This is a genomic window from Mesorhizobium sp. Root102, assembly GCF_001425625.1.
In the GTDB taxonomy this organism is placed as follows: Bacteria; Pseudomonadota; Alphaproteobacteria; order Rhizobiales; family Rhizobiaceae; genus Mesorhizobium.
Genome location: NZ_LMCP01000034.1, coordinates 215179 through 229839, shown reverse-complemented (window position 1 = coordinate 229839; position 14661 = coordinate 215179). Strand labels below are relative to the sequence as shown.

Here is a 14661-nt window from a genome sequence, read left to right as displayed (position 1 = left end):
GCCAGCGTGCAAGGCCGCGTAGGTCAGCCCGGACGAGCGCCCAGACACACTTCAGAAACAATATTCAACAGTTCGGAAAAACTGGCGAAAAGATCGGATGGCATAAGCCGCCGGCAGCTGCCGGAAAATGGCCATGCCGGGCGATGCCCGGCCAGGACGGGAAAGTATGGAAATGGATTACGGTATCGATATCGCCGAACTGGACGAGGCAAGACCGGGCAGCCGGTCGGAAACCGGCCTGGCAAGCATCGATGCGCTGGTAAAAACGGCCCCCGCGACAGTCGCGCGCGGCCAGATCCTGACGGGCGCCGACTTTGCCCGGCAAGGCCTGCCCGGCGAGCGGCTCGACACGGCCTTCGAACAGCTCGCGCAGACATTCGCCGCCTTGCCGGCGGTGATCTCCGACGGGCGGGTCTGGACCTATCAGGAGCTGGACAGCCGCGCCAACCAGTTCGCCCGCCTGCTGGCCAAGCGCGGCGTGCGGCCGGGCGACCGCGTCGGGCTCATTCTCGACCGCTCGGCGGAGACCTATGTCGCGCTTCTGGCGGTGATGAAGGCGGGTGCCGCCTTCGTGCCGCTGGCCACCGCGTTTCCCGAGGAGCGGATGACGCTCATCATCGAAGACGCAGGCGTGAGCCTGATCGTCACCATCGCCGCCTATGCGTCGCGCGCCGGTCAACTGCCGGTTCCGCATCTGCTGATCGACAGCGCGGCCGCCGAAATCTCCAAACAGTCCAGCGCGCCGCTGAAGCCGCATGCCAAGACCGCTTCTGCCGACGACACCTGCTACATCCTCTACACCTCGGGCACGACAGGCAAGCCCAAGGGCGTCGTCATCAACCACCAGAGCTTCGTCAACTTCATCCGGGTCGCCGCCGCCTCCTACGGCTACCGGCCGGGCGATCGTGTCTATCAGGGCATGACCATCGCCTTCGACTTTTCCTCCGAAGAGATCTGGGTGCCGTTCGTCGCCGGCGCGACGGTGGTGCCGGCGCCGGGCCAGATGCCGTTGGTGGGCGAGGAACTTGCCGACTTCCTGCGCCAACATGACATCACCTGCATGGCCTGCAGCCCGACGCTTCTGTCGTCGATGACATCGGACGTGCCCAGCCTGCGCACGCTTCTGGTGGGCGGCGAGGCCTGCCCGCACAATCTGGTGGTGCGCTGGTCGAAGCCAGGGCGGCAGATCCTCAACACCTATGGCCCGACCGAGGCGACTGTCACGGCAACCATGGGCGCGCTGACGCCGGACAGTCCGGTGACCATCGGCGCGCCGCTGCCGACCTACTCGATCGTCATTCTCGACGCTTCGCTGCCACAGCTTGCCGAGCCTGGCGAACTGGGCGAGATCGGCATTGCCGGCATCGGGCTCGCGGTCGGCTATCTCAACAGGCCGGACCTGACCGAACAGAAATTCATTGCCGATTTTCTCGGCCTGCCGAACAACCCGTCCAGGCGCATTTACCGCACGGGCGACCTTGGCCGCATCAACGCCCAGGGCGAGATCGAGTATGCCGGCCGCATCGACACCCAGGTGAAGATCCGCGGCTACCGCATCGAGCTCGGCGAGATCGAGGCGGTGCTGCTCGACCAGCCCGAGATCGCGCAGGCTGCCGTCACCACCTGGGAGATCGAGCCCGGCCGCGTCGAGCTCGTCGCCTATTACGCACCCAAAGCCGGCGTAGCAGCGATCTCCCGCGCCGATCTCGCCCAGACGATGAAGCGGCGGCTGCCCGACTACATGGTGCCCTCCTATCTGGAGGAGCTGCCGGCGATCCCGATGACGGTCTCCAACAAGGTGGATTTACGCCAGCTGCCAAAGCCGACGAGCATCCGGCTTTCGGCCGATCGCACCATGGTGGCGCCCGGCAATGACGACGAGCGTTTCCTGGCCGAAGCACTGGCGACCGTGCTGAAATTCGACGCGGTGTCCGTCGAGGACAACTTCTTCGACGATCTCGGCGCCAACTCGCTGCTGATGGCGCATTTCTGCGCCCGCCTGCGCACCAGGAAGGAATGGGCGACGGCGTCGATGCGCGACATCTATCTGCATCCGACCGTGGCGCGCCTGGCGCGGCATCTGGGCGTGGCGGATGAGATGACGACGGCCACCAACGAGCCTGTCCTCACCCGCCGGGCATCGAACTTTGCCTACTGGACCTGCGGCGCGGCACAGCTGCTGTTCTACGGGCTCTACAGCTATGTCGCCCTGTGGGCGATCAACGACGGCCTCAACTGGATGTATGACGCGCTCGACAATCCGCTGCAGCTGTACCTGCGCTGCGTGGCGCTTTCGGCCGCCGTGTTCTTCGGCATGTCGGGCTTTGCCGTCATCGCCAAATGGGTGCTCGTCGGCCGCTGGAAGGCCGAGGCGTTTCCCATCTGGGGTGTGCGCTACTTCCGCTTCTGGGTGGTCAAGACATTGATCCGCACCGCGCCCGTCGTGCTGTTCCGCGGCAGCCCGCTCTACAGCTTCTATTTGCAGCTTCTGGGCACAAGGCTCGGCAAGAACGCCGTCATCGAATCGAAATCCGTGCCCGTCTGCACGGATCTCATTTCGATCGGCGCCAACACCATCCTGCGCAAGGAATCGTTGATCCTCGGCTACCGGGCCCAGTCGGGCTATATCCACACCGGGCCGCTGACCATCGGCCGCGATGCCTTCGTGGGCGTCGGCTCCACGCTCGACATCGACACCAGGATCGGCGACGGCGCCCAGCTCGGCCATTCCTCCTCGCTGCACCGCGGGCAAAGCATCCCGGACCGCGAACGCTGGCATGGATCGCCGGCCGTGCCGACCACGGCGGACTATTGCAAGGTGCGCAATGTCGATCCATCCAACATCCGGCGCTTCCTCTTCGAAGCGGTTCAGCTGATTGGCCTGTTTGCCATCGTCACCCCTTTGCCGCTGCTGTTCCACAGCTATTGGGAAAATGTCGGCGACGACTATCAGGAGACGATCGGCATCGTCGCGATCGGCACCACGGTGACGCTTTTCGGCTACATCGCCGTGGCCTTCCTGGCGGCGACGCTGGTGCCGCGACTGACAAACCTGATCCTGAAGCCAGGTCGCACCTACACGCTTTACGGCTTCCGCTACTGGCTGCAGACGGTCGCCGAATTCTCGAGCAACTCCCGCGTGCTCGGCCTCCTGTTCGGCGACAGCTCGGCAATCGTCCACTACATGCGCGCCATCGGCTGGAACCTCAACAAGGTGGTGCAGACCGGTTCCAACTTCGGCAGCAACCAGCAGCACGAAAACCCGCTGCTGTGCGAGATCGGCACCGAAACCATGGTGTCGGACGGGCTTTTCATGATCAACATGCACAAGTCCGCCTCGGCGTTCCGGCTCGAGCCGACGCGCATCGGCGAGCGCAACTATCTCGGCAACAACATCTACTATCCGCCGGACGGGCGCACGGGCGACAACGTCCTGCTCGGCACCAAGGTGATGATCCCCATCGATGGGCCGCTGCGCGAGAATGTCGGGCTTCTCGGTTCGCCTGCCTTTGAAATCCCGCGCATGGTGAACCGCGACAAGGAGCTTATCGCTGGCGTCGACGAGGACGACCGCCGCCGGCGCATCCCGCACAAGAACCGCCACAACCTGGTGACGATCCTTCTGTTCGTGGCAACGCAATGGGTCATGCTGTTCGCCACGCTGGCGATCTGGGACCGGGCGCTGAACTACTACACCGAATGGGCGGAGGTCGCGCTGTTCGTCGCCGTGCTCCTGACCTCGGCGATCACCATTCCGTTCTACATCCTGGTCGAGCGGGCAAGCCTTGGTTTTGGCAGGCTGAAGCCGCAGATGACGACGATCTACGACGTCGCCTTCTGGCGCCACGAACGCCACTGGAAGCTGGCGGATTCGCCGATCGTGCGCCTGTTCGCCGGCACGCCGTTTCGGCCGATGATCCTGCGCCTGCTGGGCGTCAAGGTCGGCAGCCGTGTCTATGACGGCGGCAGCAATTTGACCGAACGCTCCCTGGTGGAGATCGGCGACGACGCCACCCTCAACGAGGGCTGCGTCATCCAGGCCCATTCGCTCGAGGAAGGCGCGTTCAAGTCCGACTTCATCCGCATCGGCAAGGGCTGCACGCTCGGACCCTCAGCCTTTGTCCATTACGGCGTCGTGATGGGCGAAGGGTCGGTCGTCGATGTCGACTCCTTCGTGATGAAGGGCGAAGAGCTGGAGCCCAACTCCATATGGCGCGGCAACCCGGCCAAGCTACATCGCTTCGTCGAGCCGATCACGGACGATGGCTCCAAGGTATCGGCTTGAAGACTGGCGAAATCCGTCTTGTTGCAGTGACCGAGGCCAACTGGCCCTGGTCGCGGCCATGGAACTCGCTCCGGAGCAGATGGATTTCGTCGCCAGCAATGCGGAGTCGCTGGAAGAAGCCGAAACCGACGAGGACGCGCGGCCACGCGTCGTCGTGGCCGGGACCTGTGTCGTCGGGTTCCTGATGTACGATGCGCCGCGGGATGACGACGAGGCGCGTATCTACCGTTTCATGATCGACCGCGCCTCTCAGGGCAGAGGCTACGGCAAGGCCGCGCTGCGTGAAGTGCTGGACGAAATCCAGGGGCTCGGCCACTTCAGCCACGTTTCGATCTGCTACGAACCGGACAATGACGCGGCCCGAGACCTTTATCGCAGCGCCGGTTTCGTCGAAGAAGGGCTCGACGAGGACGGAGAGATGATCGCCGATATCGCCTTCGCCGCACGGACGGACGATCCGTGATGCGGTCCCCAGAAATCACGCTTGCGCAAACATCCCTGCTGCAGGCGATGATCGCCATTGCGCCCAAAAATGCCCGGATCGGATGCCGGGTGATACGCGACGGCGACGAGGCCCATCTGCTGCCCGAGGAAGCACACTCGATCCCCGCGCGCCAACCGGCCATGCGGCGCGCAAGCGGAGCGGCCCGCTGGATCGCGCACGGACTGCTGGCTGAGCTTGGGGTCAGCGACGCCGCCATCCTGCGCGCGCCAACCGGCGCGCCGGTCTGGCCCGACGGGATCACGGGTTCGCTCGCCCACGACGACGACATGGCCGTGGCGGCGGTGGCGCCCATTGGCCATATCAGCGCGCTGGGTATCGACGTTGAGCCCGCGCAGCCTCTGCCGGACGACATCCTCGCGCTCGTTGCAACCCCTGCGGACCGGATAGACGTCGCGGACCGGCATCTTGCCGGCCGCATCCTCTTTGCCGCCAAGGAAGCGGTCTACAAGGCCTCCTATCCGCTCGATCGCGAGGTGCTGGGCTACGAGGACATCACCGTCGACCTGAACGCAGGCCAGGCGACAACGAAGACAGGCCGCAACGTCAGCCTCGCATACTGCGTTGCCCCGCGCGTGGTGGTGCTGGCGTTTGTCGAGACGCGTTAGCACCCTATTCGCCAACAATCTCCGTATATTTCCGCGCCTGCCCGTCGAGCCCGCGCAGCCGCCAGTTCTCCCCCTCCCGCGCTTCGACATAACAAGGTCCGATCGGCACCTTGCCGCCGCCTTCCGGCAGGTCGAGCACATAGACGGGGTTGCAGATACCCGACAGCCGCGCCCGCAGCGCGCCGGCCAGCGCCTGTCCCTGCGCAATCGTCGTGCGCCTGTGCGCCATGCCGCGTGCGAGGTCGCCATGATGCAGGTAATAGGGTTTGACGCCGAGGCGGTACATCAGCTCGCGGCAGAGTTCCTCCAGCACCTCGATCGTGTCGTTGACGCCCTTCAGCAGAACGCTCTGGTTGAGCAGCACGAAGCCGGCCTGGCGCAGCGTGCGGCAGGCCGCCTCCGTGGCGTCGGTGATCTCGCGCGGGTGGTTGAAATGGGTGACGATTGTGACCATCGGCCGGCCCTGCAAGGCCTCGACCAGCCCTGGTGTGATGCGCGACGGCAACGCCACCGACACGCGCGTGTGGATGCGAAGGAGGCGCACATGCGGGATCGCCTCGATGCGAGCGCGGATTTCAACCAGCGCCTTGTCGGGCAAGGACAGCGGATCGCCACCGGTCAGGATCACCTCGCGGATTTCGGGATGCTCGGCGATATAGGCGAGCGCCGGCTCCAGCGCCTCGCGCGTATAGCCTCTCCCGATCGCGGTCAGCGACTCCTTGCGGAAGCAGAACCGGCAATAGACCGCACATTGATAAGTCGGGAACAACAGCACCCGGTCGGCATGGCGATGCGTGAGCCTGGGCACCGGGCTGAATTCATGGTCGGCGATCGGATCGTCGAGCTCGCCCTCCGTTTTCACCAATTCATCCGGAGACGGGATGACCTGCGCTCGGATCGGGTCGGCGGGATCGTTCCAGTCGATCAGGTCGAGATAGGCTTTTGGAACGCGCACCTTGTGGTTCGCCGCCGCGGCTTGCGTCGCCGCGCGCTCGGCGGGTGACAGCGGCAGGCGGTCGAGGTCGCGCACGTGGCGGACGCCGGCGCGGACGTCCGCCTGCCAGGCGGTGTCGGGGGCGGCGGCGGGTGCGTGGTAGAGCTTGGTGTCTGAAGTCATGGGATTTCTCGAGCGAGTATATTTGGGCCGGACCTATCCGCTGGATGACAGATTGGGTCAACCACGCAGATCGTCAGCGCCGCGATCCTTCTCGCACCCCCCTCTATCCTGCCGGACAGAGGGGGGTGTTCAAGCGCCAACCTGTCCCCATCAACTTTCGCCGCATCGACCACCGCCACAATTTCGGGCAAGCTCACACGCGACAGCGCCGCATGGGGAGATGCGCCGCTGCCAGGGAGGACTGCCATGACCAACACACCCGCGGCGCGGCCGCGCTACATTGACGCCGTCGCGCGCTTTCGCATCGAGGATGAGATCGCAAAACTTCAGGGCGATCCCGCCACAGGCATCAATGCATGCATCGAATGCTGCGATCGCCACACCGGCCAGCACCGGCTGGCGCTGCGCGCCATCTCCGCCGGCGGCGAGTTGCGAGAATTCACCTTCGATGACCTCAAGGACATGTCCGCGCGCGTTGGCAATGTCCTCAAACAGACCGGCGTCGGCCCCGGCGATGTCGTCGCGGGCATGCTGCCGCGCATTCCCGAACTGGTGGCGCTCATCCTCGGCACGTGGCGCATCGGCGCGGTCTACCAGCCGCTGTTCACCGCCTTCGGCCCCAAGGCCATCGACCACCGGCTGAAGACCAGCGGCGCGAAGCTCGTCGTCACCAACACAGCCAATCGCGGCAAGCTCGACGAGGTGGAGGATTGCCCTCGGGTCGCGACCGTGCTTGCAGCAGGCGAAGCCTTGCCGGACGGCGACATCGATTTCAGCGCCGCCCTTGCCGCCGCCTCGCCCGAGTGCCAGCCGGTGATGCGCAAGGGCGACGATTTATTCATGATGATGTCGACCTCGGGCACGACAGGGTTCCCCAAGGGCGTGCCGGTGCCGCTCAGCGCGCTGATGGCTTTCGGCACCTATATGCGCGATGCCATCGGGCTGAGGCCCGACGACGTCTTCTGGAACATCGCCGATCCCGGCTGGGCCTACGGCCTCTATTACGCCATCACGGGCCCCTTGCTGCTTGGCATCGCCACGACCCTCAATGAGGGCGCCTTCACCGCCCGGAGCACGTACGACATCATCGAGCGCCTCGGCGTCACCAGCCTTGCCGGCTCGCCCACCGCCTTCCGCCTGCTGCTGGCCGAAGGCGCCGCGTCGGCCGCCAGCGTCAAGGGCCGCCTGCGCGTGGTGAGCAGCGCCGGCGAACCGCTCAACCCGGAAGTGATCCGCTGGTTCGACGCTCATCTCGCCGCCCCCATCCACGACCATTACGGCCAGACCGAGAACGGCATGATGGTCAACAACCATCACGGCCTGTCGCACCAGGTGCGCCACGGCTCGGCCGGCTTTGCCATGCCGGGCTACCGCATCGTCGTGCTCGACGAGGCCGGCAACGAGCTTGGCCCCAATCAGCCCGGCGTCCTCGCCGTCGACATCGCCAACTCGCCGCTGCGCTGGTTCGGCGGCTATCATCAGGCCGAAACCCCGGCCATAGCGGGCGGCTACTACCGCACCGGCGACACGGTCGAGTTCGAGCCCGATGGGTCGATCAGCTTCATCGGCCGGGCCGACGACGTCATCACCTCGGCCGGCTACCGCATCGGCCCGTTCGACGTCGAAAGCGCGCTGATCGAACATCCGGCGGTCAACGAGGCAGCGGTGGTCGGTGTGCCCGATCCGCAGCGCACCGAAATCGTCAAGGCCTTCGTCATCCTGGCGCCTGCCTTTCAAGGCAGCGAGGCGCTGGCCGAGGAATTGGCGCAGCATGTCCGCAAGCGCCTCTCGGCCCACGCCTATCCGCGCGAGGTCGAGTTCGTCAGCGAACTGCCGAAGACGCCGAGCGGCAAGATCCAGCGGTTCCTTCTGAGGAAGGCCGAGGTGGAGAAGCGGAAGGGGCGCTGAAGCTGCCGATCTCCCCACTTGTGGGGGTTGAGGATTGGTCCGCGAAGCGGACGGAAAGCCAATTGCTTGGCTTTCCGAACGACGAACGGCCGGCAGGCCAGAGGGGGGCGCCGTAGAGCGCCAACCTCCACTACAGAGCAGATCGCCACGCCGTTTCTCCTGCCGACCGGCGTGAGAGCGCAGCGCGATTGATCGAGACAGATCGGCGGGACAGCGCCCCCCTCTGCCCTACCGGGCATCTCCCCCACACGGGTGGAGATTGGCAGCTTCAGCGCCTCGCTCAACCCTAGCCCTTTGCGCTAGCCATCGCCATAAACGCGCTCTCGAGGGTCTCGAAAGCCAGCTCCGGATACAGCGTACCCGCTTCCGGCGTGGTCGTCTCAAGCGCCGTCTCGCCGCGAATCCAGAACGCCCGCAGCAGTCCGAGCCAGGGGGCTGTCTCAATCATCGTCTCCAGCTGCGCCCCACCCTGGCGCACGATGCGCGGCGAACGGCCGCTCACCCGGCGCCACAGGTCGATCATTTCGCTCTGGGTTGTCCGGTTCTGGGCGATCCGGATTTCGCTGCGGAGGGCATCGGGGTCATTCAGCGCACGCAAGGTAACCGCGGCGATGTCCTTCTCGCTGACGAACGTCGCCGGCACATTGCCGTCGCCATAAAGCGTCACCTCTTCGGGAGGCAGAGGCGACGAGCCGAAGCGCATCAAATCGCCCAGCGTCGCCACCCAGGTCGAAAAGAAGCCGTTGGTGTAGATCACCGTATAGGGCAGATCCGCTTGCCTGATCGCGTCGAACACGGCTCGCTTGAGATCGAGCGGTGGAACCGAGCCCGGTGCGGCGGCGGCAAAGTCGAGGCCGAAGCCGGCGGAAGGCACGTAGCGGGAGACGCCGGCATCGCGAACCGCGCGCACCAGCGTCATCTCGCTGGCCGAATCCACATGCACCGAACTGATGACGCGATCCACCGCGCCGGCAGCGCGAACGAGGCTGTCATAGTCGTCGAGATCGCCGACATGGATTTTAGCGCCGAACTCCTTCAGCGGGCGCAGCCGCTCTTCATTCCCGGCTGTTGCTGGACGAACCAGAACGTGCAGGCGATCGCCATTGTGGCCGCTGGCCTTCGCCATCTCGCTGCCGAGGAGCCCCGTTGCGCCGATGATCAGGGTGCTGGTCATATCGCCCTCCCATTGCGCAGAATGGAGCCGTCCCAGTCGCGCTCGAGGCCGAAATCGTGCAGACGATGGTCCGAGAAGCGCGCTACCCGGCGCAGCATGCGGCGGCGCTCGACGACTGCCGTGGTTCTGCGTGCAAGGCCGCTCATCGCGGCGCTGATGGATTCGAGGGTCGGGTTCATTGTTCGTCTCCTGTGTTTCGCTGGGCGCAGGCGTGCCGACGCCGTCCGCGATGGACGAGCATGACGATTGCTCACACTGTTTCTGGTCGTTCAGCGCAGCGGCGAGATGGGAAATCCGATCTGGATGCGCTGCTAGACCTATAGATTGGACATTTCCGGGCTGGACGACAAACGACTCTTTGTGCAGGATTTGTGAGTAATGCTCACAGGTGGATCATGCCGCGCAGACTGCCGCCCCTCACTGCCCTGCCCGCCTTCGAGGCTGCCGCCAGGCATCTGAGTTTCTCGAAGGCGGCGGGTGAGCTCAACGTGACCCACGGCGCGGTCAGCCGCGCCATCCGCAACATCGAGGACAGGCTGGGCATCCAGCTTTTCGATCGGGGGGCGAGGTCCGTGCGCCTGACCCCGCTGGGCGCCGCCTACGCGTCGGAAGTCAGGACGGCGCTGGACCAGATCGCCGCCGCCACCATCGCCGCCACGCCTGACCGCATCACGGGCATCCTCAATGTCAGCACATCGGACGGTTTTGCCGGCCGCTGGCTGGTGCCGAGGCTGCATCGCTTCCATCGCGCCAACGCTGATATCGACGTGCGGCTGTCGACCTCGGGCGTGCTTTCCGATTTCGTCAGCGACGGCATCGACATCGCCATCCGTTACGGTAAAGGCGGCTATGCCGGGGTGACGGCGGAATTTCTTGCCGATGAAGAGGTCTTCCCCGTCTGCAGCCCGGAGCTGCTGCAAGGCGAACATCCGTTGCGCCTGCCCGGAGATCTCAGGCATCACAAGCTGATCCATGATGCCTTTCGCATCGACTGGGCAACATGGCTGCAACATGCCGGCGTTGGCGATGTCGACCCCAAGCGCGGCGTGCGCTTCGATTCCGCCACCTTTGCCGTTGAGGCCGCTGTGCACGGCGAAGGCGTGCTGCTCGGCCGAAGCGCGCTGGTCTCGGCCGATCTTGCCGCGGGGCGGCTGGTTCGTCCCTTCGACCTCGCGCTGAAATCCGCCTCGCGCTACTACGTCGTCTATCGCGATGGCGCGCTGCGCCAGAAAAAGATCAGGGCGTTCCGCGACTGGATGTTTGCCGAAGTGGCGGCTGAGTGGGTTGATACGACGAAGAGCGGTTGAGGCGGCGAAGGCCTGCGCTTGCGAAAAGGCCACCTCTTGGGTCTCGGCTTCGCCGAGCCACCTCACCCACCCAAGACGTCGTGCAAATGGTTCTCGTAGCGAGATATCCAATGGTTGACTCCGCCAGGGTAAACGATAGATACTTCGCTATATGGTGAAGCATAAATCATCCGGTATGGACCGCACGTTCTGGGCGCTCGCCGACCCCACGCGGCGGGGCATCCTGCTGCAGTTGATGGACGAACCCGGCCTGTCGGTGAGCGAGCTGGCTCGGCCGTTTTCGCTGAAACTTCCCGGAATGATGAAGCATCTGGATGTGCTGTCCGATGCGGGATTGATCACACGGACCAAAACCGGTCGGACCGTGTCGGTTCATCTCGCGGTCGCGCCGATGCAAGAGGCGATGGCGTGGCTCAACCGGTATGAACGCCTCTGGACGGTAAGCCTCGATCGACTTGTCACGCTCGTGGAAGAGGGTGGCGAACGATGATCGGCCGCCTCCCGAGCGTGACCATCGTGCGCAGGATCAAAGCCTCGCCCGCCAAGGTCTGGGCGGCGATCACGCAGCCCGCATTGATGATGCAGTGGTGGGGTCCCGATGCGGGGCCAACGCTCAGGGCCGATGTCGACTTGCGACCGGGGGGTCGATTTAGCGTTGTATTCCGATTGCTCAACGGCGATGAGCACAATCCCACCGGGATTTATCAGGACGTGGTTCCCGAGAAGAAGCTGGTCTTCACCTGGGAATGGCCCGGAATGCCAGAACGAGAGTCACTGGTAACGTTTCTGCTTGAGCCGTTTGACGGCGGCACGGAACTGACGCTGCTCCACGAGCATCTGCCCGACGAAGATGCGCGCAAAAGTCATGAGGAAGGCTGGAGAGGTCTCCTCGACAAGCTGCCTATTTTCCTTGGAGATGCCGAATGGTCGACCTGATCCTCACCACCTATGATTGGGTTCCCGAAACGCCGCGCGGCTATGTGCGTGACATACGGGTGCGTTGGGCGCTGGAAGAGGCCGGGTTGCCCTACCGCGTCGAGAGCACGCCCTTCCGCGATCGAAAGGCCGAGCATTTCGCGCATCAACCCTTTGGGCAGGCGCCGTGGCTGACCGATGGAGACATCTCGATCTTCGAGAGCGGCGCGATCCTGCTGCACCTCGGCGAGCGTAGCGATGCGCTGCTGCCCGCCGATCCGCGCGGTCGCAGCGACGCCAAGGAATGGCTGTTCGCGGCCCTGAATTCGGTCGAGGCGGCGAGCCTGCCCTGGTCCATATTGGTGTTCTCGGGGGAGAGCCACGACACGGCGGCCTGGAAGATGATGGACGGGTTCCTCAAGGTTCACCGGCTCCAGCACATGGAACCGGTACTGGCGGGGCGCGAATGGCTCGCCCAGAGTTTCTCCGTCGCCGACATCTTGATGGCGGACGTGTTGCGCCTCGTCGATCGGTTCGACGGGCTGGCGAACTATCCCGCCTGTCGCGGGTACGTCGCGCGCGCCACGGCCCGGCCTGCCTTCGTGAAGGCATACGAAGACCAGATGGCGCATTTTGCAGCGGCAGATGCAGCTTGATACACGCGGATGAGACTGTATCGCAGTCGCTGAGCGCGGTGTCCCGAGACGCCTGAACAGGGGTGTGACAGGTGGACAGCCAGGGACCGTTCACCCGGACCCCGCCTAATGCATGTCACCCAATGGGGGCATCGGTGTTTGGGAAGCCGAGACGCAACAAGACATCGGCAGCCGGGATGAACGTTGCAGTTCGCAGCGACCAGTCGCCATATGACGGGTGCGTGCGGGAATTCGAACCGCCGTCGCTTGCCTTGCGCTACTCCTTCGCGCGATAGGCTTCCGGCACGATGAACACTTCGTCGGCGCGGCCATAGCCGCCATCGGCGACCTCCTCCACCAGCACCATCGTGTAAGGGCGCACCCCCTCGCCGAAGAAGTCGACGAACATGGCTGTGGTTCGATGGATAAGTTCTTCCTTCTGCGCCTTGGAGAGAGCGGCCTGCGGCATCTTGATGTTGGCGAATGGCATGATCGTTTTCCTGTCTCTTGAGGGTGGATTTCAGGCTTTGGGATGGAGCAGGTCGGCAAGGCCGATCCGTTCCACGAGTTGCGCGCGTACGCGGTCGGCAACGCCGTTGACGATCGCTGCGCCGTCATCGGAAGGATCGATGTGGACGCGCAGCGGCCGGCTTCCATGCGGCATCGCGACGAGATCGACGATGGCGTCAGCGACCTTGGCTGGATCGGCGTCCGCCGGCTCCAGTGCAGCCAGCTCTTTCAGCACCTGCTGGTCGACACCGGCGTAAGGGCCGGACCAGTAGTGGCCGACACGCGCGGCATCGGCCGGCGCTACGGCATGGTGGAAATGCTCCGTGCCCTTGGTGAAGGCACCCGGCACGACGATCGTCGTTTCGATGCCAAAGCGGGCGAGTTCCAGCGCATAGCTCTGCGCCAGCGCATCCATGCCGGCCTTGGCTGCGAAATAGGGCGCCAGGAACGGCGGGGTGCCGCCGCGCGTGCTGCTCGAGCCGACCCAGATCATCTGCCCCCGGCCGAGCGAGCGCATGTGCGGCAAGGCCGCACGGTTGACGCGCTGCGTGCCGACGACATTGACGTCATAGATCTGCGCCAGTTGCTCGGGCAAGAACGCCTCGGCCGGCCCGAACCCCATATGCCCGGCATTGTGGATGAGCACGTCGAGCCGGCCGGCCTCGTTGAGGATCTGCCGGACCGCCGCGTCGGCCGAAGCGTCCGAGGTCACGTCGAGCGCGATCGACTTGAGCGCCAGGCCCTCGTCGCGAGCGAATTCTTCCATCTCGGCTGCCGCCACGCCGCAACGCGCCAAGGGGTCGCGCATCGAGGCATAGACCATGTGGCCGGCTCTTGCGAGCCCCCGCGCGGTCATCGCGCCGAAGCCGCTGGAGGCACCGGTGATCAGGATTGTCTTTTGCATGATCATCTCCTCAGACAACGCCGCCATTGGCGCGGATGATTTGTCCGTTGACCCAGAAGCTGTCCGGCCCGGCCAGGAACGAGACCAGTCCGGCAATGTCGTCGGGCTGGCCAAGCCGTCCGAGCGGGATCGTCTTGCCGATGGCTTCGATCTGCGCCTCGCTCTTGCCGTCCATGAACAGCGCGGTCTCGATCGGTCCGGGCGCCACCGCGTTGACGGTGATGCGGCGCGCTCCAAGCTCCTTGGCCAGGATGTGGGTCATCGCCTCGACGCCCGCCTTGGTGGCGGCGTAGACGCCGTAACCCGGCTGGTAGAGGCCGACGACGCTGCTGGAGAAATTCACGATGCGGCCGCCGTCGCGAAGCCGGCGCGCCCCTTCGCGCATGCCGCGGAAAACGCCGCCGAGATTGATCGCGATCTGCGTGTCGAACGAAGCATCGTCGGTCTGCGCGATCGGCGACGTCTTCATGATGCCGGCATTGTTGACGAGGATGTCGATGCCGCCGAACGCCTTTTCGCCGGCGTCGAACAGCGCTGCGATGCCGCTCGGATCGGCGACATCGGCCTGAACGGCGATCGCCTTGCCGCCGCCGGCTTCGATGCTGCGCACAATCGCTTCGGCCTCCGCGCGGCCCCGTGCATAGTTGACGACGACGGCGACGCCGTCGCGGGCGAGCCGCCGTGCGATGGCGGCGCCGATGCCTTTGGAGGCGCCGGTCACGATCGCCGTTCTGGTGTGGTTAGATGTCATGGAAGTGTCTCCGTGCTGTTGGTGACACGGATATAGGCAAAGCCA

The 14661-nt window shown here is 64.9% G+C and carries 14 protein-coding genes; 8 read left to right on the top strand and 6 right to left on the bottom strand.

The features are described from left to right. Nucleotides 1-166 precede the first annotated feature (166 nt). The 3 genes from ASD12_RS23285 to ASD12_RS23275 all read left to right on the top strand — a co-directional run bounded on the left by ASD12_RS23285 (nt 167) and on the right by ASD12_RS23275 (nt 5395). Entirely contained in the window at nt 167-4285 is a 4119-nt protein-coding gene (locus ASD12_RS23285; protein ID WP_056591681.1) for a Pls/PosA family non-ribosomal peptide synthetase, read from the top strand. Nucleotides 4286-4364: 79 nt separating this feature from the next. Beyond that, complete coding sequence (locus ASD12_RS23280; protein ID WP_244482951.1) at nt 4365-4748, top strand: GNAT family N-acetyltransferase; 384 nt, start codon at nt 4365-4367, stop codon at nt 4746-4748. Further along, nucleotides 4748-5395 carry a 4'-phosphopantetheinyl transferase superfamily protein gene (locus ASD12_RS23275; RefSeq protein ID WP_056591678.1) on the top strand — a complete coding sequence of 216 codons (648 nt, stop codon included), beginning with the start codon at nt 4748-4750 and terminating at the stop codon, nt 5393-5395. The genes ASD12_RS23280 and ASD12_RS23275 overlap by 1 nt, the downstream gene beginning before the upstream one ends. A gap of 4 nt (nt 5396-5399) precedes the next feature. Here ASD12_RS23275 and ASD12_RS23270 read toward each other — a convergent pair whose 3' ends face one another. Continuing rightward, nucleotides 5400-6512 carry a KamA family radical SAM protein gene (locus ASD12_RS23270; protein ID WP_056591675.1) on the bottom strand — a complete coding sequence of 371 codons (1113 nt, stop codon included), beginning with the start codon at nt 6510-6512 and terminating at the stop codon, nt 5400-5402. Between the two features lie 246 nt (nt 6513-6758). Here ASD12_RS23270 and ASD12_RS23265 point away from each other — a divergent pair, with 246 nt between their 5' ends. Beyond that, nucleotides 6759-8420: an acyl-CoA synthetase gene (locus ASD12_RS23265; RefSeq protein WP_056591672.1), complete on the top strand. Its 1662-nt coding sequence runs from the start codon at nt 6759-6761 to the stop codon at nt 8418-8420. A gap of 286 nt (nt 8421-8706) precedes the next feature. On the opposite strand, the gene ASD12_RS23260 is transcribed toward ASD12_RS23265, so the two are convergent. Further along, nucleotides 8707-9594 carry an NmrA family NAD(P)-binding protein gene (locus ASD12_RS23260; RefSeq protein WP_056591669.1) on the bottom strand — a complete coding sequence of 296 codons (888 nt, stop codon included), beginning with the start codon at nt 9592-9594 and terminating at the stop codon, nt 8707-8709. Next, nucleotides 9591-9773 (bottom strand): hypothetical protein, encoded by a 183-nt coding sequence (locus ASD12_RS23255; protein ID WP_056591666.1) that lies wholly within the window; start codon nt 9771-9773, stop codon nt 9591-9593. The genes ASD12_RS23260 and ASD12_RS23255 overlap by 4 nt, the downstream gene beginning before the upstream one ends. Nucleotides 9774-9989: 216 nt before the next feature. Here ASD12_RS23255 and ASD12_RS23250 point away from each other — a divergent pair, with 216 nt between their 5' ends. From ASD12_RS23250 to ASD12_RS23235, 4 genes are all read left to right on the top strand, one after another. After that, nucleotides 9990-10901, top strand: a complete 912-nt coding sequence (locus tag ASD12_RS23250; RefSeq protein WP_056591663.1) for a transcriptional regulator GcvA — start codon at nt 9990-9992, stop codon at nt 10899-10901. 175 nt (nt 10902-11076) lie between these two features. Further along, entirely contained in the window at nt 11077-11391 is a 315-nt protein-coding gene (locus tag ASD12_RS23245) for a metalloregulator ArsR/SmtB family transcription factor (RefSeq protein WP_244482950.1), read from the top strand. Beyond that, nucleotides 11388-11837, top strand: a complete 450-nt coding sequence (locus ASD12_RS23240; protein WP_056591657.1) for an SRPBCC domain-containing protein — start codon at nt 11388-11390, stop codon at nt 11835-11837. Before ASD12_RS23245 ends, ASD12_RS23240 begins: the two co-directional genes overlap by 4 nt. After that, nucleotides 11825-12472, top strand: a complete 648-nt coding sequence (locus tag ASD12_RS23235; RefSeq protein WP_056591656.1) for a glutathione S-transferase family protein — start codon at nt 11825-11827, stop codon at nt 12470-12472. The genes ASD12_RS23240 and ASD12_RS23235 overlap by 13 nt, the downstream gene beginning before the upstream one ends. A 256-nt stretch (nt 12473-12728) precedes the next feature. Here the strand turns inward: ASD12_RS23235 and ASD12_RS23230 are convergent, their stop codons facing one another. Genes ASD12_RS23230 through ASD12_RS23220 form a run of 3 tightly spaced genes read right to left on the bottom strand, consistent with a single transcriptional unit; the run spans nt 12729 to nt 14616 of the window. Beyond that, nucleotides 12729-12941 (bottom strand): 4-oxalocrotonate tautomerase family protein, encoded by a 213-nt coding sequence (locus ASD12_RS23230; protein ID WP_056591653.1) that lies wholly within the window; start codon nt 12939-12941, stop codon nt 12729-12731. Between the two features lie 30 nt (nt 12942-12971). After that, nucleotides 12972-13868: an SDR family oxidoreductase gene (locus tag ASD12_RS23225; protein ID WP_056592196.1), complete on the bottom strand. Its 897-nt coding sequence runs from the start codon at nt 13866-13868 to the stop codon at nt 12972-12974. A gap of 7 nt (nt 13869-13875) precedes the next feature. Continuing rightward, entirely contained in the window at nt 13876-14616 is a 741-nt protein-coding gene (locus tag ASD12_RS23220; RefSeq protein WP_056591649.1) for an SDR family oxidoreductase, read from the bottom strand. Between the last annotated feature and the right edge of the window lie 45 nt (nt 14617-14661).

Excerpts from the sequence above, each read along its gene's own strand:
- ASD12_RS23285 (WP_056591681.1), top strand. The coding sequence starts at position 167 with ATGGAAATGGATTACGGTATCGATATCGCCGAACTGGACGAGGCAAGA.
- ASD12_RS23280 (WP_244482951.1), top strand. The coding sequence starts at position 4,365 with ATGGATTTCGTCGCCAGCAATGCGGAGTCGCTGGAAGAAGCCGAAACC.
- ASD12_RS23275 (WP_056591678.1), top strand. The coding sequence starts at position 4,748 with ATGCGGTCCCCAGAAATCACGCTTGCGCAAACATCCCTGCTGCAGGCG.
- ASD12_RS23270 (WP_056591675.1), bottom strand. The coding sequence starts at position 6,512 with ATGACTTCAGACACCAAGCTCTACCACGCACCCGCCGCCGCCCCCGAC.
- ASD12_RS23265 (WP_056591672.1), top strand. The coding sequence starts at position 6,759 with ATGACCAACACACCCGCGGCGCGGCCGCGCTACATTGACGCCGTCGCG.
- ASD12_RS23260 (WP_056591669.1), bottom strand. The coding sequence starts at position 9,594 with ATGACCAGCACCCTGATCATCGGCGCAACGGGGCTCCTCGGCAGCGAG.
- ASD12_RS23255 (WP_056591666.1), bottom strand. The coding sequence starts at position 9,773 with ATGAACCCGACCCTCGAATCCATCAGCGCCGCGATGAGCGGCCTTGCA.
- ASD12_RS23250 (WP_056591663.1), top strand. The coding sequence starts at position 9,990 with ATGCCGCGCAGACTGCCGCCCCTCACTGCCCTGCCCGCCTTCGAGGCT.
- ASD12_RS23245 (WP_244482950.1), top strand. The coding sequence starts at position 11,077 with ATGGACCGCACGTTCTGGGCGCTCGCCGACCCCACGCGGCGGGGCATC.
- ASD12_RS23240 (WP_056591657.1), top strand. The coding sequence starts at position 11,388 with ATGATCGGCCGCCTCCCGAGCGTGACCATCGTGCGCAGGATCAAAGCC.
- ASD12_RS23235 (WP_056591656.1), top strand. The coding sequence starts at position 11,825 with ATGGTCGACCTGATCCTCACCACCTATGATTGGGTTCCCGAAACGCCG.
- ASD12_RS23230 (WP_056591653.1), bottom strand. The coding sequence starts at position 12,941 with ATGCCATTCGCCAACATCAAGATGCCGCAGGCCGCTCTCTCCAAGGCG.
- ASD12_RS23220 (WP_056591649.1), bottom strand. The coding sequence starts at position 14,616 with ATGACATCTAACCACACCAGAACGGCGATCGTGACCGGCGCCTCCAAA.